Annotated in this window: 18 protein-coding genes; 4 read left to right on the top strand and 14 right to left on the bottom strand. The window is 29.5% G+C overall.

Going from position 1 to position 20,334, the window contains the following annotated elements; genetic code table 11:
- Positions 1–5: 5 nt before the first annotated feature.
- Complete coding sequence (locus tag KQI86_RS06945) at positions 6–539, bottom strand: hypothetical protein (RefSeq protein WP_216438557.1); 534 nt, start codon at positions 537–539, stop codon at positions 6–8.
- 1,213 nt (positions 540–1,752) lie between these two features.
- Here KQI86_RS06945 and KQI86_RS06940 point away from each other — a divergent pair.
- Positions 1,753–3,330 (top strand): DEAD/DEAH box helicase, encoded by a 1,578-nt coding sequence (locus tag KQI86_RS06940; RefSeq protein WP_216438556.1) that lies wholly within the window; start codon positions 1,753–1,755, stop codon positions 3,328–3,330.
- Between the two features lie 87 nt (positions 3,331–3,417).
- Here KQI86_RS06940 and KQI86_RS06935 read toward each other — a convergent pair whose 3' ends face one another.
- The 4 genes from KQI86_RS06935 to KQI86_RS06920 all read right to left on the bottom strand — a co-directional run bounded on the left by KQI86_RS06935 (position 3,418) and on the right by KQI86_RS06920 (position 6,930).
- Positions 3,418–4,302, bottom strand: coding sequence for a DegV family protein (locus tag KQI86_RS06935; protein WP_216438555.1), 885 nt, complete (start codon positions 4,300–4,302; stop codon positions 3,418–3,420).
- Between the two features lie 352 nt (positions 4,303–4,654).
- A complete protein-coding gene (locus tag KQI86_RS06930; protein WP_216438554.1) occupies positions 4,655–5,362 on the bottom strand; it encodes a hypothetical protein in 708 nt (235 codons plus the stop codon).
- Positions 5,363–5,377: 15 nt separating this feature from the next.
- On the bottom strand, positions 5,378–6,073 hold the full coding sequence (locus KQI86_RS06925) for a fluoroquinolone export ABC transporter permease subunit (RefSeq protein WP_216438553.1): 696 nt from the start codon (positions 6,071–6,073) through the stop codon (positions 5,378–5,380).
- Positions 6,070–6,930 carry an ABC transporter ATP-binding protein gene (locus KQI86_RS06920; RefSeq protein WP_216438552.1) on the bottom strand — a complete coding sequence of 287 codons (861 nt, stop codon included), beginning with the start codon at positions 6,928–6,930 and terminating at the stop codon, positions 6,070–6,072. Before KQI86_RS06920 ends, KQI86_RS06925 begins: the two co-directional genes overlap by 4 nt.
- A gap of 256 nt (positions 6,931–7,186) precedes the next feature.
- On the opposite strand from KQI86_RS06920, the gene KQI86_RS06915 reads away from it, so the two are divergent.
- Together KQI86_RS06915 and KQI86_RS06910 are read left to right on the top strand one after the other, a co-directional pair.
- Positions 7,187–7,780 (top strand): TetR/AcrR family transcriptional regulator, encoded by a 594-nt coding sequence (locus KQI86_RS06915; RefSeq protein ID WP_216438551.1) that lies wholly within the window; start codon positions 7,187–7,189, stop codon positions 7,778–7,780.
- A gap of 114 nt (positions 7,781–7,894) precedes the next feature.
- Positions 7,895–8,353, top strand: coding sequence for a spore coat protein (locus KQI86_RS06910; protein WP_216438550.1), 459 nt, complete (start codon positions 7,895–7,897; stop codon positions 8,351–8,353).
- Between the two features lie 143 nt (positions 8,354–8,496).
- Here KQI86_RS06910 and KQI86_RS06905 read toward each other — a convergent pair whose 3' ends face one another.
- The 9 genes from KQI86_RS06905 to KQI86_RS06865 form a co-directional block, all read right to left on the bottom strand.
- The gene (locus KQI86_RS06905; protein ID WP_216438549.1) at positions 8,497–9,474 is read right to left on the bottom strand and encodes a sugar ABC transporter substrate-binding protein; all 978 of its coding nucleotides are present in this window, start codon (positions 9,472–9,474) and stop codon (positions 8,497–8,499) included.
- Between the two features lie 56 nt (positions 9,475–9,530).
- Entirely contained in the window at positions 9,531–10,505 is a 975-nt protein-coding gene (locus tag KQI86_RS06900; protein WP_216438548.1) for an ABC transporter permease, read from the bottom strand.
- Positions 10,506–10,552: 47 nt separating this feature from the next.
- Positions 10,553–12,046, bottom strand: coding sequence for a sugar ABC transporter ATP-binding protein (locus tag KQI86_RS06895; protein ID WP_216438547.1), 1,494 nt, complete (start codon positions 12,044–12,046; stop codon positions 10,553–10,555).
- Positions 12,047–13,240, bottom strand: coding sequence for a hypothetical protein (locus KQI86_RS06890; RefSeq protein ID WP_216438546.1), 1,194 nt, complete (start codon positions 13,238–13,240; stop codon positions 12,047–12,049).
- A 50-nt stretch (positions 13,241–13,290) separates the two neighbouring features.
- Positions 13,291–14,415 (bottom strand): ROK family transcriptional regulator, encoded by a 1,125-nt coding sequence (locus tag KQI86_RS06885; protein ID WP_216438545.1) that lies wholly within the window; start codon positions 14,413–14,415, stop codon positions 13,291–13,293.
- 416 nt (positions 14,416–14,831) lie between these two features.
- On the bottom strand, positions 14,832–15,521 hold the full coding sequence (locus tag KQI86_RS06880; protein ID WP_425514369.1) for a polysaccharide deacetylase family protein: 690 nt from the start codon (positions 15,519–15,521) through the stop codon (positions 14,832–14,834).
- 186 nt (positions 15,522–15,707) lie between these two features.
- Positions 15,708–16,352 carry a DUF4397 domain-containing protein gene (locus KQI86_RS06875; RefSeq protein ID WP_216438543.1) on the bottom strand — a complete coding sequence of 215 codons (645 nt, stop codon included), beginning with the start codon at positions 16,350–16,352 and terminating at the stop codon, positions 15,708–15,710.
- 172 nt (positions 16,353–16,524) lie between these two features.
- On the bottom strand, positions 16,525–17,439 hold the full coding sequence (locus KQI86_RS06870) for a DUF4179 domain-containing protein (RefSeq protein WP_216438542.1): 915 nt from the start codon (positions 17,437–17,439) through the stop codon (positions 16,525–16,527).
- Positions 17,432–17,947 (bottom strand): sigma-70 family RNA polymerase sigma factor, encoded by a 516-nt coding sequence (locus tag KQI86_RS06865; protein WP_343216151.1) that lies wholly within the window; start codon positions 17,945–17,947, stop codon positions 17,432–17,434. Before KQI86_RS06865 ends, KQI86_RS06870 begins: the two co-directional genes overlap by 8 nt.
- A gap of 182 nt (positions 17,948–18,129) precedes the next feature.
- Here KQI86_RS06865 and KQI86_RS20490 point away from each other — a divergent pair, with 182 nt between their 5' ends.
- On the top strand, positions 18,130–20,328 hold the full coding sequence (locus KQI86_RS20490; RefSeq protein ID WP_343216166.1) for an ATP-dependent helicase: 2,199 nt from the start codon (positions 18,130–18,132) through the stop codon (positions 20,326–20,328).
- The last annotated feature ends 6 nt before the right edge of the window (positions 20,329–20,334 follow it).

Here is a 20,334-nt window from a genome sequence, read left to right as displayed (position 1 = left end):
ATATTCTATTTTTTATACTTTCTTACTTGTTCTAGTATATTATCTTTCAACTCTTTTTGTATAACCACTTCATTTAATATTATGTCTACATATTTAGGTGGAAATATCTTTTTTATGGAAGGTAAATACTCTACGCCATCCTCCGGCTCCAAATGCCCTTTAATGGAATATTCCTCTCCGTCCTTTTCCATTATGAAAACTATAGGATTGCACCCTCCAGCCTCTTCTGGCACTTCTTTGTTTTTATCCATCTCTTCAGAAAAATCATAGGCAAGAAACATCACATATCCATAAGCGTATATTTCTTTTCCTTTCTCCTCTAACCCATAAATTTTATGAGCTTCAAATTTCGTCTTATCCTCTACATTAGACCAGTCAAAATAGTTATTTAAAACATACTCAGATATAGCTGAATTCATATTTTTTTCTTCATTTTCTTTTAAATTTAAGGTTACTGCTGAAGAGGACCTTTTATAAAACACTAACCATACTAAAAATATCATCAATAAAACTACACATAATTTTAAAAATCTCTTCAATGCTCTTCTCCCATATTTTATTAATATTGTTTACACATCTCCTATTATACCATATTATACTATTTTTCTATTTGTTACACCATTCTTTAAGTATCTTTAATTGCAGGTTCTATCCTTCTATGCTTCATTTCTGTATTTCCCCCAACTATCCTCATACTTCTCTGTTTAATTTATTTATATCATTTTTAATAACGATTGGTGCGCAAAACTATTAATATCAATTTAGCTTCTCGATTGTAAGTTTCTACAGATACAATGGAGTTTATCAAATAGAGAGCTAAGCACATAGTGAAGCCGCTCCAGAAAAAGTCGCTATTTCACTATATACTTAGCTCTTTTGTAGTTTATAAATCTATTTTCAAAATTCATTTATTATTAAGTAATTTTCTCAATTATAAATTTTCGTAAAGATAATTTGGGATCAAAAATAAAAATCTAAGTAAATAATGACGTCACTTCAAGAAAAGGCGTTTCTTCCATTATATATTTAGTTTCCTTGTGTTTTACAAATGTATTTCCCAATTATAAATTTATACAAAGATAACTTAGTATATAAAACTTAAAATGCTATGTGATGTGCCCTATGCATTTGAGCAAAATCTAGAAGTTCTTATTAAAGCGAAGGCTACAGAACCCAATATTTTTCAGAAAAGTAGGACTATTATATCTAAGCTTGTTAATATTAACATATTGTATTATAATAAAGTGTACAGTATGCAATAGATAGTCATCATTTGCATATACTAAACCCTATATTAGGGTATCCCCTATCGTTTAAAAGACTTTGGAATATAGATAAATCTGTAGAGCAAAATATAGAGTCGATATATTAAAGGGAGGGTTTTACAATAGTATCCCTCTCTTTTTATGTTCTTTTCATGTCTTGTAAAATACATCAACGCTTAATTGTTTTATTCGATAGCTGACCAGTTAATACTCATAGCTATTAAAACTAAATTTTTCACTAAGGAGAAGTAAGGCAGCAGAAGAGAATAAATGCTAAGCTTCTGAATAAATTCTTCTAAGCTTCAGTTGGAGTAAATATACCTTATAAGAAAATAAGTAAACTACATCTGAAACTAAGAATCACTTTATGAAAAATGGTTAAAATAAAGAAGAGATTATCGTATTGTTATAATATTTATTTTATATATTGTTAGACGGATAATACTATATTATAATGAATTGATTTACTATTGGAGGAAGAAATTATATGAACAACACTAAATTTAATGAACTAGGACTTAATGAGAAAATACTTAGAGGAATAGAAGATATGGGCTTTGAGGAGCCATCACAAATTCAAGCACAGGTTATACCTGTAGTTTTAGAAGGAAATGATGTAATCGGCCAGGCACAAACAGGTACAGGAAAAACTCTTGCTTTTGGTGCCCCAATGTTAAACAACCTTATTAAAGAAAATAATGTTATTAAAGGACTTGTACTTACTCCTACAAGAGAACTTGCTATTCAAGTTAACGAGGAATTAGTACGTATAGCTAAACACACAAGAATAAGAATGCTTCCTGTATACGGCGGCCAATCCATCGATAGACAGATTAAGGCAATAAGAAAAGGAATTGATATAGTAGTTGGTACTCCTGGTAGAGTGCTTGACCTTATAAGACGTGGAGTATTAGACCTAGATGAAGTTCAATTCCTTGTACTAGACGAAGCAGATGAAATGCTAAACATGGGATTTGTAGAAGATATTGAAGAAATAATAAACAACTGCAATAGCTACAGACATACACTATTATTTTCTGCAACTATGCCAGGTCCAATAAAAAAAATAGCTTCAAAATACATGAAAGCTGATGCAAAGCATGTATCTATTGTAAAAAACAGTATGACAGTTTCTACTGTAGATCAATACTACTATGAAATAAAACAAAAGGATAGATTTGAATCCTTATGTAGAATTCTTGACGTAGATGAACCAGATACTTCTATAATTTTCTGTAAAACTAAAAGAGGCGTAGATGAATTAGTTGAATCTATGCAAAGAAGAGGTTACAACGTTGAAGGTATGCATGGAGATATGAATCAGAGCCAAAGACTTAACACTTTAAAGAAGTTTAAAGATGAAGCCCTTGATTTCCTTGTAGCAACTGATGTAGCAGCAAGAGGTATAGATGTTGAAAATGTAACTCACGTTATAAACTACGATCTTCCTCAGGACACTGAATCCTATGTTCACAGAATAGGAAGAACAGGAAGAGCTAATAAAACTGGTACAGCTTACACCCTTGTTACTGCAAGAGAATACTCTGTACTTAAACAAATTGAAAAAGCTACTAAAGGCAAGATTAAAAGAAAAGAAATTCCTACTATTGATGATATCTTCAATGTTAAATATGGTCATATATTAGATAACGTTAAAGACATCTTAGAAGGAGATACTTACAAAAGATTTATTCCACTTGCTACAGAGCTTGATGACGATTATAATCTTGTAGATGTTGCCGCAGCACTAATGAGTATGGTATATCAAAACGAAGTAAGCTTTGACTATACAGAACACAGCATTGGCGCTAAATCTAGCTATGTTAGATTATTCATAAACGTAGGACGCAAAGATAAACTTAATCCAAAACTTTTACTTCAATTCTTTAATAAAGAAGCAAATATTTATAAAGAATCTGTAGGAGACATTGATTTGTTAGATAAATTCTCCTTTGTTGATGTAGTTGAAGATGACGTTGATACATTAATTAGAACATGTTCTGGAAAGAAATTATGCGGAAGAAAAGTTAATATAGAAGTTTCTACTAGAAGCAGAAAGAAATAGAAATAAAAAATGTGGAACAAATAGTTCCACATTTTTTATATATATTTATATATCCTCTGTATATCTTTTATTTTATATATTCTTATATTATATAATACTTCTATCTCTGCCCATAAAAAATACTGCCAAGTTCCCCGGTCCTCCGTGAGTTCCTACTGCTGGTCCTGTAAAGTTTATTATTACATCCTTTACCTTCACCTTTATCTTTTCTGAAATAATTTCTTTTAGCTTCAGCGCTTCCTCAAGGCAATCACCATGGCATATTCCTATGATTTGCTCTTCTGCATTTTCTATTCTTTCTGTTACTAGTTCTGCTAATTTATTGATAGAACTTTTTCTTCCTCTTGCCTTTCCAATTACGGCAACCTTTCCTTCAGTATCTATCATAAGCGTAGGCTTTATATGAAGAATTATTCCAATAATTGCAGCTGCTGAGGATAATCTTCCCCCTCTTTTTAAGTGGTTCAAATCATCTACCGTCATAAAAGTATTAAGTCTTTGTTTATTTGATTCCATATAATCTACGATTTCATCCATAGATTTTCCTTCTTCTTTCATTTCAAAAGCTTTCATTACCATAATACCTTGTCCAAGAGAAGCAGTTAATACATTTACAATAGCAATCTTAGCTTCAGGTTTTTCCTCTAAAATCATGTCTTTAGCTATGGTAGCACTATTTTCGGTTCCACTTAGACCTGTCGAAACACAAATATATAGTATATCTTTACCGGAATCTACTATGCTTTTAAATTTTTGATAGAACTCATCTACGCTAGGTTGTGAAGTCAATGGAACTACCCCATTTCTCACATCATCAAAAAACTGTTTATGAGATAAACTTTGTCCAAAATCATCATAATAAGTTTGTCCATTGTAGCTACAAGTCAATCTTGCAAATTGTAATCCTTTTTCTTTAACGTAATCTATCGGTAAATCACTACATGTATCGGTAAATATATCAAAGTCTCTCATTTAATACTTCCTCTCTTTTGAAAGTTATAAACATCTTCGCTTTAACGATGTTGATATGGTTATGCTATCATAGTTTTCGATTCTTTTCAACATAATTATTTATATATCGGAACCATTCTATCTTTTACTGTTTTTATCTTTCAAAATTAGAAAATATATGTCACTTTCTCTATTTCATACTTACCTTTCTTTCATCAAGTGATTCTTAGCTTCAGATGGAGTTTGCTTAAAAGGAATACTTACTCCAACTGAAGCTTAGATGAATTTATCCAGGGACGTAGCATCCGTTATGCACATCCTAAGAACTCTAAATCGCTTTCACAGAGTGCCATGGGAGTATTACGGATGGTAGTCATCGGATAAATTTATCTCCAAATACAAAAATATATATTACATGAATTAAGAATGCTGCCGTCATATATAAAATAAAATCTAGGCTACTATACAAATTTCCATTTAACATTTTAGGTATCCAATAGGTAGGAAAAAATCCTAGTAACCATTTATATTTTATATCTACTAAGCCAAAAATTATTGGCAAGACAGAAAATATTCCAATTAACTTTGATAAAGCCAGTCCTTCCACTCTATTCTCTGCAATACTTCCCAGTATAAGAGTTATAATTGGAGCCTCCATGGAAGCTATAGCTATAATTAAAATAACTTTTATAAAATTTATCTTTATAAGATTTGAAAAGTAAAATAGAAAAATAGATAAAAACACACTTAATATTATAGGGCTAGTCAATCTATATATTAAATAACCTTTTTTTCTAAGTGGAGTGATCTCAAAATAGGATAGTATATTCTCATCTTTGTCTTCTAAAAGAATAAATCCCGCCATACATCCTATAATCATAGGAATTAACATAAGAGCCGTACCCATAATGACATTATAGTAAGGAGATAGTTTAAATTCCATCCTTTCATATAACATTGAATTTACTACTGGTATGAAAAACTTAATAAAAAGAGCTAAAAATATGGGCGCTAGAACAGTTACTATCAATAAAGAGTCCCTTGTTATATTTTTTATGTCCCCTATAATTAATTTCTTCATTCTATACATATTATTCTACCCCCCTATTTTCAATATAACTTTTCTATTAAATGCTCTTATAGCTAATAAATAGGTTATGGCAGACCATGAGACTAGTAAAGCTATTGAGTAAAAAAAGTTTAAATTTGAAATTCCAAAGAAGGCTCCATTTATAAGTTGGAGAGATGCTTTCCCTGGAAGCAAATAAAATATAGGAGTTGAATATAGGCTTAAATACTCAACTACAGGAAGAATAAAGATTGTAATAATACATGAGTTCAAAAGATAATTATTCAAGTTTTTAGAATAAACTACAATAATTAATCCTAATAAAGTATAGAAACTAGAAGTAATAATAACTCCTAAGAAAAAAGCTATTAAATTTATAGTAAATCCATAGGTAGCAAAAACTATAAATCCACTAGAAAGTACAGATATTATAGTAAGAGAAATAACTTTAGATATTATATATTCCTCTACTCTAAAAGGAGTTACAAACAAACTCTCTAGAGTGTTTTGATCTCTTTCAAGCAAGAAAATTCCTCCCATAAATAATGCTCCAAGAACACTGGGGTCAGAAAAAACAATCAGTGTCCCCACTCTTTTATTAATAATCTGTGGCATATATTTTAAAATACCTATATAAAAAATACTTACAACAATGTATGCAGAATAAAATCCATGCTTTATTTGAAATTTTATATCATAAAATACAGAATTTAAAATTCTCATGATAAGCTCCTCCCTGTAACTTCTATGAAAATATCCTCTAGGGTAGCTTCCATGGTAAAAATTCTTTCTATCTTTTTTTCTTTAATAATTTTTAAAAAATCGTTGTTACACCCTATGCTCTCCATAGTGAAAATTTCTTCTTTAATTACTCCATCTTCTTTATACTCAACTTTTATATTTTTACTTCCTTTTCTAATTTTTAAATTCCTAGGAGAATCAATTAATTTTATTCTCCCATCTACTATAAATGCAACTCTATCACAAAGTTCCTCTGCCACATTCATATTATGAGTAGTTAAAAATATGGTCTTACCTTCTTCTTTCTTTTGAAGGATTATATCCTTAATATTTTTAGCATTGAGAGGATCTAGACCTGAGGTTGGTTCATCTAAAAATATTATCTCTGGATTATTTAAAAAAGCTCTACAAAAGTTTAATCTCATTTTCATTCCTTTGGAAAAATCGCTAACTTTTTTATTAGAATAATTCTCTAAATTCACCATAGCTAAAAGTTTATTTATATCTTCTGTTTCACCCTTATACATCCCCCTGAAAAAAGATAGGTTTTCACTGGCGGTAAACTTACTATAAAGATTTGGAAGTTCAAATGAAACTCCTATTTTTTCATAATAATCCTCCTTAACATTCCTCACTTCTTTTCCCATTACTTTTACACTTCCTAAATAATTCTTAAGTATACCTATTATTATTTTTTGAGTAGTACTTTTCCCAGCACCAGAAGGTCCTAAAAAACCAAATATCTCTCCCTTATTTATGGTGAAGTTTATATCCTTTAATGTTAAAGAGTTTTTAGAACCCTTTCCATAGGTAAAATTCAAATTCTTAACCTCTATCATAAATTCCCCCCCTTAAATTCTTTAAACTAAAGTTCAAGTAAATCTTTTCCCATGAACTAGCAATTATTTTATATGAATAGATTACCACAACTATATGACTAAAACAATCTTTTTAGTCATATGGTTGTGGTTTTTATTGACATATCATTTCTGTAATGTAAACTATAAATAAGAAATCAAAGATTTACATGGATCTCCATCATTAAATAATGATTTAGCATGAAGAATTTAATCAAGATATTATAAAGGAGGAAATATGGCAAGATTTACTTTGGAAGAAAGAGAAAAAATAAAAGAAGATATTATAACCAAAGGTAAACAGCTTTTTACTGTTTACGGTTTAAAAAAGACCAGCATAGATGATATTGTCCAGAGTTGTGACATAGGCAAAGGAACCTTCTATAGATTTTTTAAGTCAAAAGAAGAATTGTATTTTGAAATTTTAGAAAGAGAAGAAGAATTTAGAGAGGAACTAATTAAAAAAATGCTCCAATCAAATAAGTCTTCTAAAGAAAGTTTTAGAGCTTTTCTTAAAGAATGTTTAAAATATGTTGAAAACAATGAATTTCTTAAACAACTTAATGAAAGGCAGGAAATGGATCTTTTGCTAAGAAAACTTCCCAAAGAAAGAGTGGAAGAGCATTTTTACAAAGATAAAGAATCTGGTTTATTATTCATAGAGAAATGGCAAAATGAAGGGAAACTAATAAAAGAAAACCCTGAAGTAATAGTTGGCATACTCCGCTCCCTTTTTATTTTAGTATACTCAAAAGAAGAAATTGGTGAGAATATCTATCCTTTTGTAATAGATAGACTTATAGATATTATTGTGGATGGAATGTGCATATAAAAATTGCCAAATAATTATTTTAATTATTATGAAAAACCCCTAAATTTATAAATATAATTTCCTTTTTAAAGGAATACTATAATTAAATTCTAATAAAGAAAGGGGTTTTTATTTATGGCACTTACCAATAAAGAAAAAATGCTAATAGAAGATAACTTAAATGCAGAATATTTATGCATAAGAAAATATGAACAATATGCTTCTATGGCTACAGATTCTCAGTTAAAACAAATGTTTACAGACTTAGCTAATAAAGAACGTGAACATGCAAACACTCTTAAAGGAATGCTTCAAGGAAGCAACGTAACTCCTCAGAACATATTTGAGAGCTATACTCCTCCTAATGGAGATCAGTCTGCTATTCAAGGCAACCTTGGAATTACTGATGCTCAACTACTTGAAGACGCACTATCTACAGAAAAACATGTGTCAAGTTCCTATAACACTGCAGTGTTAGAATCTGTAGACTCTAACATAAGAAAACAACTTCAACATATCCAAAAAGAAGAACAAGAGCATGCAGAAACTCTATTCAATGCAATGAATTCTAGAGGATGGTATAAAGTAAATTAATATAAATATGTTGCATCTCTGAATATTAAAAGTCTGAGCAAAATCATTTATTATTTGCTCAGACTTTTAACTTTATTTCATATCCCCTTTTATAAAACTCTATACTATAGCCCTCTTTTATTTTAAATCCCCTTTTTTAATAATTACCACTCACCTTTAAAGGTGTCTACATTTGACTCATTAACTTCTACTTGCATTATTTCTGTCACTGGCTCAACCTTTTCCCCTTTTAAATATTTCACTGCTGTTTCTATAGCTAAAGCCCCTTCTTCCACAGCGGACATATATGTGGTTGCATCTATGGTCTTGTCTTTTATAGCTTGTAATCCATCTTTGCTTCCGCCTAGTCCTATAACTTTAACTTTATCCTTCATTTCAGCTTCCTTCAATGCTTGTCCCGCACCTGTTGCTGAGTTATCATCTTGACAGAAGATCAAATCAAACTGTGTTTTTTTCTGAATTAAGTCTTCTGTTATTTTTAAGGCTTGTTCTTTTTCCCAGTTTGATGTTTGGGTATATACAACCTTTATATTTGGTGTATCTTTAATTTCTTGTAAGAAACCTTCTCTTCTATTTCTCTGTGGATTTGTTCCTGGTCTACCTTCTATTAATACTACATTGCCGCCTTTTTCCCCTAACATTTTCTTAGCTATTTTTGCACATAATTCACCTGTTCTAACTTCATTTTGGCCAACATAGGAAACTAATCCATCATATTTACCAGTTGGATCTGTACCTATAGCATTAGTAAAAGCTAGCATTGGAATTTTTGCGTCATTAGCTGCTTTAACAGCCTTTTCAGCTGCTATAGCATCAACACTACACAAAGCGATTAAATCAACCTTTTTAGCAATATAATCTTCTACCTGAGACATTTGTTTACTTGCATCCCATTGTGCATCTGCATATTCAATTTCTACATTGTGCTCTTTTGCCGCCTTATCGATTCCTTCCTTTGTTGCTACAAAATATCCCGTTGGTCCTGGCAATAATACTGCTATCTTATACTTTTTATCCTTTCCTGCTTCTTTTGAATCTGTTTGTTGGCTACTACAGCCTACCATTCCCATAATCATAACAATAGCTAGGATTATGGGAATAATTTTAATATTCTTTTTCATAACATATCAACCCCTTTTGTATTTTTTATTTAAAGTCATTAATGACCTCTTATCAATTAATTAGATGAAAGCCTTTTTTTACTATAGGCATCAAAGCCAACGGCAGATAATATTATTAAACCCTTAAATATATATTGAAAATAAATATTTACACCTAAAAGATTAAAACTATTATTGATAACACTCATAAGTAGTACTCCTATGACAGTTTTTAATACAGACCCTTCTCCCCCTGCAACGCTTGTCCCTCCTATTACTACTGAAGCTATGGCGTCCATATCATAGCCCTCTCCCGCTACAGGTGTAGCTGTTCCAAGTCTTGCTGCAAGAACTATGCCCGCTAGTGCCGCTAGTACTCCATTTATTATAAACACTTGGATTTTATAATAATCCACATTTATACCATTAAGTCTGCTAGCTTCAGAATTTCCACCTACGGAATAAACATACCTGCCAAATCGTGTTTTAGTTAATACCACATGTGCTATAGCCACTATTATAAAAAATATTATTACTGGTATGGGGATTCTTAAAAAATACCCATTTCCTATTTTGCTAAATTCGGGTATGTCTTGAGAAATAGGATACCCTCCAGTAAATAATAGTATTAATCCCCTAACTATAGTTACCATCCCCATAGTTGCTATTAAAGAAGGAATATTTATTTTTGCCACAAAGAAACCATTTATAAGTCCAATAACTCCCCCTACCAACAGTGATGCTATTATTGATATAGTTATTGAATAGCCCATGGATAAAAGTTTCATACTTATGGCACCGGAAAAAGCTGCAACTGCCCCAACGGAAATATCAAAATTTCCTGATATTATAACGAAGGTCATACCTGCTGATATTATGCCTATTATTGAAGATTGTCTTAATAGATTCAAAATATTCTTTTGAGTCAAAAAAGTAGGAGTGATTATACTTATTGCTATGCATAGAACGATAAACCCAATAATTACTCCATATTCTTTGAAACTAAATCTACTTAATTTTGTACTTTCTTTCTCCTTCCTTAATGTGTACATAAAATTTTACCTCTTTCCTTTAGTCATAAATTTAATTACAAATTCAATCATACATTAAATATTGAATTCATAATGTCTCTAACCCCTATATTTTCATTCTTTAACTCTTCAACTATTTCTCCATTTCTCATAACTAAAATTCTATCTGATACTCTCAATACTTCTTCTAAATCCGATGATATGAATATAATAGATATCCCTGCTTTAGAAAACTTTTTTACAACTTTAAATATGTCTTCTTTTGCTCCTATATCTATACCTTTAGTGGGCTCATCATATATCAATATATCTAAATTTTTATTAAGCCATCTAGATATAACTACCTTCTGCTGATTACCCCCACTTAGCTTATTTACTTTATTTACAATGTTATCTGCCTTTATACTAAGGGTATTTACTGCATTTTTGGTAAACTCTATTTCCTTTCCCTTATTTAATAATCCACTTTTCTTCATTTTATCTAACTGAACTAAGGTGGAGTTTTGGTAAATAGAGTGATTTAATATTAACCCTAAACTTTTTCTATCCTCTGGTATGAGACCAATTTTATTTTTTATTGCCTGTGATGGATTGTTGATTTTTATTTTCCTACCTTTTAAATATATCTCCCCTGAATCTATAACCTCTGCTCCATATATGGCATTTACTAATTCTGTTCTTCTTGAGCCCACAAGTCCTGCTAATCCTAACACTTCCCCTTTATAAAGATTGAAGGATATATTTTTTAATATGTTTTTCTTGTTTAAATTTTTAACCTCCAATATTGCATCTTCACTATACACTGCATAGCTTTCTTCTTTTATTGAGAATCTTTGTTGCTCTCTTCCTGTCATAAGCTCTGCAATTTTTTCCTTTGTCAGCTCTGAGGTTTCATAAGTTCCTATCATTTCCCCATTTCTCATTATGCTAGTAGTTTCAGTCACTTTAAATATTTCCTCTAATATATGTGATATGTATATAATGGTTTTCCCAGATTTTTTTAGTTTATTTATTATATTAAATAAATTCACCTTTTCACTATCTGTAAGGGAGGTTGTAGGCTCGTCCATAATGATTATATCTGCGTTGTAGGATATGGCCTTCATTATTTCTATCATCTGTCTATTTGCAATACTTAGTTTAGACACTTTAATGAAAGGATCCATAGTAAAATTAAAACTTTCAGTAATATTTCTATATTCCTTTAACATAGTATCCTTATCTAGAAACTTAAATTTATTTGTTTTTTCCCTTCCTAGAAACATATTCTCTACAACACTTAAGGTGGGTATAAGACTTAACTCTTGATGTATAATGCTTATTCCTTTTTCCTTTGCATCATTAGGCGATTTAAATTTTACCCTATTATTATTTAAGTAGACCTCCCCTTTTGTAGCTTGATAAACTCCACCAATTATTTTCATCAAAGTGGATTTTCCTGCTCCATTTGCCCCTAAAAGTGCTCTAACCTCTCCTTTTTTTAAAGAAAAATTAACATCCTTTAAAACACTTACTCCCGCAAAATCCTTGCATATATCTTTTAAGACTAATATATCTTCCATTTATTCCTCTCTCCTGCCAAAGAGATTTATTACTTCTTCAATATTATCCTCAGGTGCAGAAAGTAAATCCCAGGATAGGACAAAGCCTTTTACATTTTCCCCCTCAATACCAGTAACATTTTCTTTTATATAATCTGGATAGGTTTCAGCAATTTTATCTTTTCTATTAATCTCAATTCCAGGATAAATACAATCATGTAAATTATTGCTCATATATTGAATTTCCCTTTTTATAAACTCTAAATCAAATTTCTCCTGATTATATTGGTGAACTCCTAGTATTTCTAACATCCTCTCTTCATTGGTGTAAGTGCTATTTCCAAAATTTATTGCCTTCACCAGCTTTTCAAATTCAAAGGGCAATCCTGCTGGCGCTTTTGTTATTCTATACATCATAGGCTTTATAAAGTCCGCTGTATTTTGAAGTTTATTCATATCTTGTCCAACAAAATAAGATAAAAAAGGTGCGAACACATCTATTCCAACCTTTAGGTTTTTATTTTTAAAATATATATATATATCCTCTAAGCTATTAAAAATTATTTCATTTTTAGCATTAAAAAACTCTTCCCATAAAGAATTGGTAAATTTATATTTTCCCATTTCATAACTCTCTATATTGAAATTACTGATCTCTTTATTGTTTATATTAATAAAATTATTTATCTCTTTTTTCATTTCTTCTACATCTATACCCATTGCTTCATATTCTTCAATACATTTCTCACAAAAACAGCTAAATATACCTTCTATTCCATTTGAAAAAGATGGGTACCTTATTTTATCTAGAAAAACCCCATCAAAACCAACCTCTTCAAAATTCTCCTCATATACTTTTTTTAAGCTTTCTATATTTTCATAGGATGAAGGACAATAAAATTCAAAGTTTTCTCCTTCTTGTAGAGAATAGCTTTTAACCTGATTGTTATCCCAACTTACTACAGTCTTTGCACTTTTCAACTCACCTATCTCTGAGAATACAGGCAGCCACAAAAAAATTTCTATATTTTTTTCATGAAGAAATTCCTTTAACTTCACATACATATCTAAGTCCATGCTCCACCCTATAATAATTTTGTTTATGTTAATTTTATCAATTAACATATTAATCTTTTCTATTATTTTTTCATAATCCGTAATATTATTTTTAAAGCCCCCTGTGAAAATCTGTAATATTAATTCTTTATTTCTCATATCTCCATCTCCTTTTATTTATATGGAGCAAAGTTATCCCCATAACTAACTTAAACTCCTTTTATATTTAGCAGTGTGAAATTAGACATTATTCCTGAAAGGCATCTGTTTATTACTCCATTAATACTTAAATCCTCACAATTACTTAAATACATTATTTTAGGTATATTCCATAAGTAAATATACTTATTTATTTCTTTTTCAATTTCATCTTTAAATTCTTCATCCACTGATTCACTATCAATAACAATAGCTTCTGGATTTATGAGACATATTATATTTATAATTGATCTAGCTATAATCTGGATCAAGCAACTTTTTAACCTTAACTTTTCTTCATGAACCTCTTCTTTTGTCATAAGTTCGATTATATAGGTGACAATAGACTCAAAACTCCCTTTGGATATTAATTTTTCATCCTCATACTTTATACAATTTTCTATATTTAAATGGCTTAATTCACCAGCAAAATTTGTGGCTCCCCTATACAGCCTTCCATCTATTATTATTCCTGAACCTACACCTTTTCCAATATAAATATATACTATGTTCTTATACATTTCTTTGAATTGATTATGATATATTCCTATAGTTGTAAAATTCACATCATTTTCAATAAAAAATTCAATATCATATCTGTCCTCAAGTGTTTTTTTAAAATTAATTCCTTCCCACTCTGATATAGTAGGGATATTTGATAATATTCCATCACTATTAACAACTCCTGGCACTCCAATTCCAATTGCTTTAATCTTGTCCTCTTCTCCACATACACTAATGAGATGATCTATTGCCTGGAAAGTATCTTGTAGTGCAACTTTACCTGAATCTATATTTATTGTGACTTTACGCCTATAAGTTATTTCACCTGCTAGGTTCGAAACCACACAAATATAATAATTATTTTTGAAATATAATCCTATTACATGCCCTGAATCTCCATCTATCTCATAAAGCTGAGCCCTTCTTCCTCCTGTTGAATCTCCCTCTCCTATGCTCCTTACAATATTATCTTCTACTAGCAATTCAACTATTTTATTAACTGTTGCTAGACTCAATTTCGTAACTTTTGCAATTTCAGGTTTAGATATGGGGCCATTATTTTTTATAATATCTTTTATTAAATCCTTATTTAATTTTTTTATCATCTGTGGCTGTCCTATATAACTCTTCATTATAATCATCCTTTCACAGAACATACTTTATAAACTTTATTAATTAAGTTCATAATGTTATATTCTCCCAAAATAAAAATATTCCTTCAAATTAAGTAAAATATTTGAAAATTTAAGACAGTTTAGTAAAATTTATGGACTTTACCAGGAAATATCAAGGTCCATTTAGAAGATTTTCCCATATATTTATAGAAGTATTAATAATAATGTAGAAATGACATATTCTATTGACTACTACACACAAAGAGAGAATATGATGTTGTAATAAACACAATATCATATTCTCTCTCAAATTTATCATATAGCTAATCATTTTAATAATCATACCCTTTTTAAATTGAAAAATTATAAAATTCATATTTAAATTTACTTTAGATATATGGCGAGCTATGATATTTTTTTATTTCGCAAGCTAATCAAGAAACAGCCTTTTTATAAGGAAAATAACATTCAGGAGTTCCTTCATCTATTACTCTAAATTCATATCCTGCCTTTTTATAATAATTTATTATACTAGGTAATGCCTCACAGGTATTTTTATGCATATAATCACAATGCATAAGCAATATAATTGGATTAGGTTTCGTCTCTCCCTTTGTAGCTTCTTCAAATAATTTATTTGGTGCAGTCTTAGGTCTTAACCCATCTGAAACACACATATTCCAATCATATATTTTGAAGTTACAGCTATGCAATAAGTTAAAAATCTCATCATTTAGACGCTTACTACTACCTCCAGGAAACCTTAATATATTAGTAGAAACACCTGCAACCTTTTTTATTTCATCTCTACTCTCATACATTTCTTTCATAAAGTTATCTTTATTAGAATATATTTTTTTAAAATTATGAGTATATGAATGAAGCCCTATACTATGCCCTTCCTTATTTATTCTCCTCACCATATCTTCATAACCTTCAATTTGATTGCCTATTAGAAAAAAAGTAGCCTTCACATCATTTTCTTTTAATATGTCTAAAACTTTATCTGTTACAACGCTAGGGCCATCATCAAAAGTTAAATATATAACTTTTTTCTTTGCACTTATATCTCCGTCAATAGCCCTAACCTTTCCATCCTCTAGAGGATATATGTAGCTAAGCATAATAACAAAAAATAATATAATAGCTAATCTTTTTTTATTCAATTTATCCACCCTCAATTTCATTTATTGTAAATATACCTTTCTATTTATATTTACCTATATAAATTAATTAATAAGTGGAAATAGGTGTAATGTTTTTAAAATTAAAAAGGAAGGCATTTTGAATAATACCTTCACTAAAATACATTACCTTGGCTCCACAATTACCATAGCTTCTAAAGGTGGAGTTTCTCCAAACAGACCGACTGCATAAATAGTATAAAATTTATTTGCATCTAATGTGACACCACGAACAGTTGAAACTATATCATTTGTACCGCTAGGCCTCAATTGTATGTTATATGTTCCTGCTGGAACGCAAGCATATAGTGTAAAATCTTTATAATTAACATCGCTAAATAATTCCCTACCAGCTGGTAATGTTACATCCATTGCAGGTGAATTTGGAGATAGATTAACAAATCTTATACAAGGCACTCCAAAATTTTCTGACCTAAGTGGCTCCGGAATAGGATAAAGACTTATACTAGGAGGCATTCCAATAAGTGCTACGGTAAAAATACTGTCTTTTGGAATGGGTAAACTTGTATTTATTATTGGACTCGTAGTCTGTCCTGCAGGATATATTTTTATATTATAGTTTCCTGAAAGAACAATAATATACTCAGACATCTCTTTATAAGCTAAATTCATTACAGTGGGGCTATCATTCACATAAACATCTATAGGTCCTACATTGGGAGATGCATTGAATATTCTAAAATAAGAGTTTGTACCGTTGACTCTATAATTCCAGTTATTATACCTATGTGCATAAGGACAATAAAACATAAATATTTGTCTCCTTTATATTTATAACTAGTAATATAATATGATTTTCACCATAATTTGTGTTTATTGTAAATTAAAAAGAAACAGAACAAAGACTACCAGTTTCTCACTCTGGTAGCCTTTCTTTCATACTAAAATCTTTTTATAGTTAAGATTAAAATTCAACTATAAGTTAATTAAGAGATTTTGGAATGTCTTCTCCCATTCTTTCTTCTATAAAGAACTTTAATTGTGAGCCATATTTAGCTGTAACTTCTTGAAGTTTCTTTTCTGCTTCTTCTTTAGAGTTATAAAGTCCTAGTTCTACACAAAATGTTCCTTTTGAATCCTTTAGCATTCTTTTTCCGTCTTCTTCAAATAAAATTTCTTCTACTATGCCAATTCCTTCACCAAAAGGCTGAGATGCAGTTCTTACAGAGTACATAGTCTCTTCTTTAGGAGTATCTTCTCTTAAATCAACCTCTAAATAAGCAGGTTCTTTATATTCTTTTACTTCATACTTAATAGGTTTATTAAATACCACTGTAAATCTAACCATTGAATCATCTAGTGTCATAAGTTTATAAACATCAGATACATATTTGCTTTCTCTTAAATCATCAAAGTATTTTTCAGCATTTAATTCTCTTGCTCCGCTTATTGTAAAAGTCATAGTATATGGATTATTTTTATAATCTATTTCATAGCTTGGTGCTATATTAGAACCTTCACCATTTTGAGCAAAATTAATTATTATACTTTCACTATCTTTATTGGCTTTAATTCTTATAGCATTTACATCTGATCCATCTGTTATTTCTCCCCCTGTTCCTTTTCCGTCATTAAACTGAAGCACCTTAACTAATTGTCCTACTCCAGGTATATTTATTAAAGAGTTTGCAAATACCGGCATAGTGTTGACGCTTATTGTGAAAACAACTGCTACAGCGGCTGCAACCCCCGCCCCTTTTATCCATTTTCTATTTGATTTTTCTTTATTCATTTTATTTCCTCCATTTTCTAAAGCTTTATTAACCACTTCATCTAAATTATTAGGGATTTCTATTTCTTCATAAATTTTTTTAAAATCATCTATTTTATTACTCATCCAAATCTGCCTCCTTAAGATTTATTTTTAATTTTTCCAATGCACGGTATAAATGTGTCTTAACTGTGCTTATAGGCAAATTTAAAACTTGTGAGATTTCATTTAAAGTCATATCCTCAAAATATTTTAATATTATTACTGTTTTATATTTTACATCTAATTTTTCAAGTTCCCTTCGCAGATCCATTATTTCTTCTCTATTATTTAAATTTGTATCTACGCCTTCAATATTGCTCTCATCCATATAAACAACTTTTTTAGACTTTCTTAAATGATTTATAGAGCAGTTTATTGTAATTCTAGTAAGCCAAGTATTAAAATACTGAGGATTCTTTAATGTATCTATAGATGTTAATGCCTTATAGATAACATCTTGAACTATATCTAAGGCATCATCTACATTATTTACATAACTATAAGCTATTTTATATATGTTCTCTTTTCTATTCTGAATTAATATATTAAAATTTTCTTTATCTCCATCGATGGTTTTATTAAAAATCTTCACTAGTCTCATCACTTCCTTGCAACTTAATTTATAGATCTATAAAATTAACCTGTATTTTTTATTTCACTAATTAGACAAACCATCTCTATAAATTGTTTCAAAAAATTTTTTTTATTTTATTTATAAAGAGATTTAATTAACTGTCCCTCATTTTGTCCCCCCATTATTTTGTGATATAATATATCCTAGCATACTCTAAGGAGGTTTTAAAAATAATTAATGAAGGCTATGTAAATTTTCTAGAAAAGAATTGTAATTTAAAATTAACTGAGGAACAAAAACAAGTAGTTTTTAATATAGATGGCCCTATAGCTGTAATAGCTGTTCCAGGGGCAGGAAAAACCGCTACATTAATAAGTAGAATAGGCAATTTAATAATGAATCACAAAGTTCCCCCAAATAGAATACTAGCATTAAGCTTTAGTAGGGCCTCTGCCAGGGATATGAACGAAAGGTTTAATAAATTTTTTGGCAATGTCATCTCTGAAAAAGTTAACTTTTCAACTATTCACAGCTTTGCTTATAGGGTTATAATGGATTATTCTCGTTATATAAATACTAAATATACTCTTATTGAAATCAACGATTCTCCAATAAGTAAAAATAAACTAATTAGAAATTTATATTTCAAACATAATAAAGACTATATAAATGAAGATAAGCTAGAAGAATTGTCTGGCTATATTAGCTTTTTAATAAATAAGATGATAAACACGAATTCAATTAATGAGGATGAACTTCCTGTACCAAAGGCTTTAGAAATCTATAAAGATTATATGAAAACCCTTCAAGCTAATAATTTTATAGATTTTGATTTAATGCTTTTAAAATGCTATGAAATACTAAAAAATAATGAAAAAATATTAAATTTCTATAAAAGTAAATATGACTATATTCTCTTAGATGAGGCTCAAGATACATCCGTACTGCAGTTTCAAATATTAAAACTTATGTTAAATAAGGATAAAAATATATGTATTGTAGGCGATGATGACCAAAGCATATATAGTTGGCGTGGAGCTGAGGTTGACCAGTTATTAAACTTTAAAACCCATTTTGGTGAAGAATCTAAAATACTCTTTATGAGCAGAAATTTTAGAAGTACAAAGAAAATTGTTAAAGTTGCCAATGAATTTATAAAAGAAAATCATAAAAGATTTAACAAAAATTTATATACTGAAAATGAAGAAGGAATAAGTATAAAAATTATTTATCCAAAAGATGAATTTGACCAAGTGGATTACATAATAAGTAGAATTAAAAAAGATAATGCTCTTACTGAAATAGCATTATTATATAGAAATAATTTATCTTCAATTTTAATAATAGATAGGTTAATCAGTGAAGGTATTCCTTATTACATAAAAGATAATTCCTCCACATTTTTTAACAGTTGGATTATAAAAGATATTTTAACCTTTTGCAGTTTAGCTCAAGATTTACAGAACATAGACTGCTTTGAAAAAATATATTTCAAAATGAAAAGCTATATAAAAAAGGATCAGATTGAAAATCTCTACAGAGATATCTTAATAGGCAAAAATATATTTCAATCCCTTATGGAAAATGTCTCAACTGAATATAATAAGCAAAGATTAAAGACTTTAGAGGAAAATTTCAATCTACTTAAGACCTTAGCTCCTCTAAAAGCTATAGACCTTATATTATATGACCTTAATTATATGGAATATTTAAAGGATTATGCTAAAAAGTTTAACTATAGTATGGATACTATAAACACCCTATTAAACACCTTAAAATCTCTATGTTCAGAATTAACTAGCATTGATGAAATAGAAGGCAAGTTAGACTTTATAAGAGAAAATATGGCATCTTCTAATAAAAATAAATATAAAAATGCCCTAACCCTAACCACCTTTCACTCTGCTAAGGGATTAGAGTTTGATACCTGCTATTGCATCGATATGTCTGCTGACATAATACCTACTAGTGAAAGCATAATAAAAAAGAATGAAGGAGATTTCTCCTCTTATAATGAAGAAGTTAGATTAGCTTATGTGGGAATTACTAGAGCAAGGAAAAAATTATATTTACTAAGTCCTCAAAATAGAAATAATAAAAATTGTAATCCCTCTCTCTTTATCTATAGACTATCTAAAATAGTATCAACCTTTGAAAAACCAAGCTTGCTTAAAAAAATCCTTCCTGAAAAGATATTAGAAGGAATTGAAGATAAAGCTCTAAGAGATAGTACAATTAAGTCTATGAAAGAAGGAGTTACTGTAAAGCACAAATCCTTTGGTGAAGGAAAAATAATATTAAAGTCCGGAGATTTTATTACTATATTATTTGATAATGGTTTAGAAAAAACCTTCTCTGCAAAGGTTTGTGTAGTTAATAATTTAATGAAAGTAATATAAAAAAAA

Origin of the sequence: Clostridium mobile (assembly GCF_018918285.1) — a bacterium.
GTDB lineage: Bacteria > Bacillota > Clostridia > Clostridiales > Clostridiaceae > Clostridium_AW > Clostridium_AW mobile.
This window is presented reverse-complemented; position numbering and strand designations above follow the sequence as displayed.

Bases quoted from the DNA above. Each gene is read 5' to 3' on its own strand.
- KQI86_RS06940 (WP_216438556.1), top strand. From the start codon at position 1,753: ATGAACAACACTAAATTTAATGAACTAGGACTTAATGAGAAAATACTT.
- KQI86_RS06935 (WP_216438555.1), bottom strand. From the start codon at position 4,302: ATGAGAGACTTTGATATATTTACCGATACATGTAGTGATTTACCGATA.
- KQI86_RS06930 (WP_216438554.1), bottom strand. From the start codon at position 5,362: ATGAAGAAATTAATTATAGGGGACATAAAAAATATAACAAGGGACTCT.
- KQI86_RS06925 (WP_216438553.1), bottom strand. From the start codon at position 6,073: ATGAGAATTTTAAATTCTGTATTTTATGATATAAAATTTCAAATAAAG.
- KQI86_RS06920 (WP_216438552.1), bottom strand. From the start codon at position 6,930: ATGATAGAGGTTAAGAATTTGAATTTTACCTATGGAAAGGGTTCTAAA.
- KQI86_RS06915 (WP_216438551.1), top strand. From the start codon at position 7,187: ATGGCAAGATTTACTTTGGAAGAAAGAGAAAAAATAAAAGAAGATATT.
- KQI86_RS06910 (WP_216438550.1), top strand. From the start codon at position 7,895: ATGGCACTTACCAATAAAGAAAAAATGCTAATAGAAGATAACTTAAAT.
- KQI86_RS06905 (WP_216438549.1), bottom strand. From the start codon at position 9,474: ATGAAAAAGAATATTAAAATTATTCCCATAATCCTAGCTATTGTTATG.
- KQI86_RS06900 (WP_216438548.1), bottom strand. From the start codon at position 10,505: ATGTACACATTAAGGAAGGAGAAAGAAAGTACAAAATTAAGTAGATTT.
- KQI86_RS06895 (WP_216438547.1), bottom strand. From the start codon at position 12,046: ATGGAAGATATATTAGTCTTAAAAGATATATGCAAGGATTTTGCGGGA.
- KQI86_RS06890 (WP_216438546.1), bottom strand. From the start codon at position 13,240: ATGAGAAATAAAGAATTAATATTACAGATTTTCACAGGGGGCTTTAAA.
- KQI86_RS06885 (WP_216438545.1), bottom strand. From the start codon at position 14,415: ATGAAGAGTTATATAGGACAGCCACAGATGATAAAAAAATTAAATAAG.
- KQI86_RS06880 (WP_425514369.1), bottom strand. From the start codon at position 15,521: ATGCTTAGCTACATATATCCTCTAGAGGATGGAAAGGTTAGGGCTATT.
- KQI86_RS06875 (WP_216438543.1), bottom strand. From the start codon at position 16,352: ATGTTTTATTGTCCTTATGCACATAGGTATAATAACTGGAATTATAGA.
- KQI86_RS06870 (WP_216438542.1), bottom strand. From the start codon at position 17,439: ATGAGTAATAAAATAGATGATTTTAAAAAAATTTATGAAGAAATAGAA.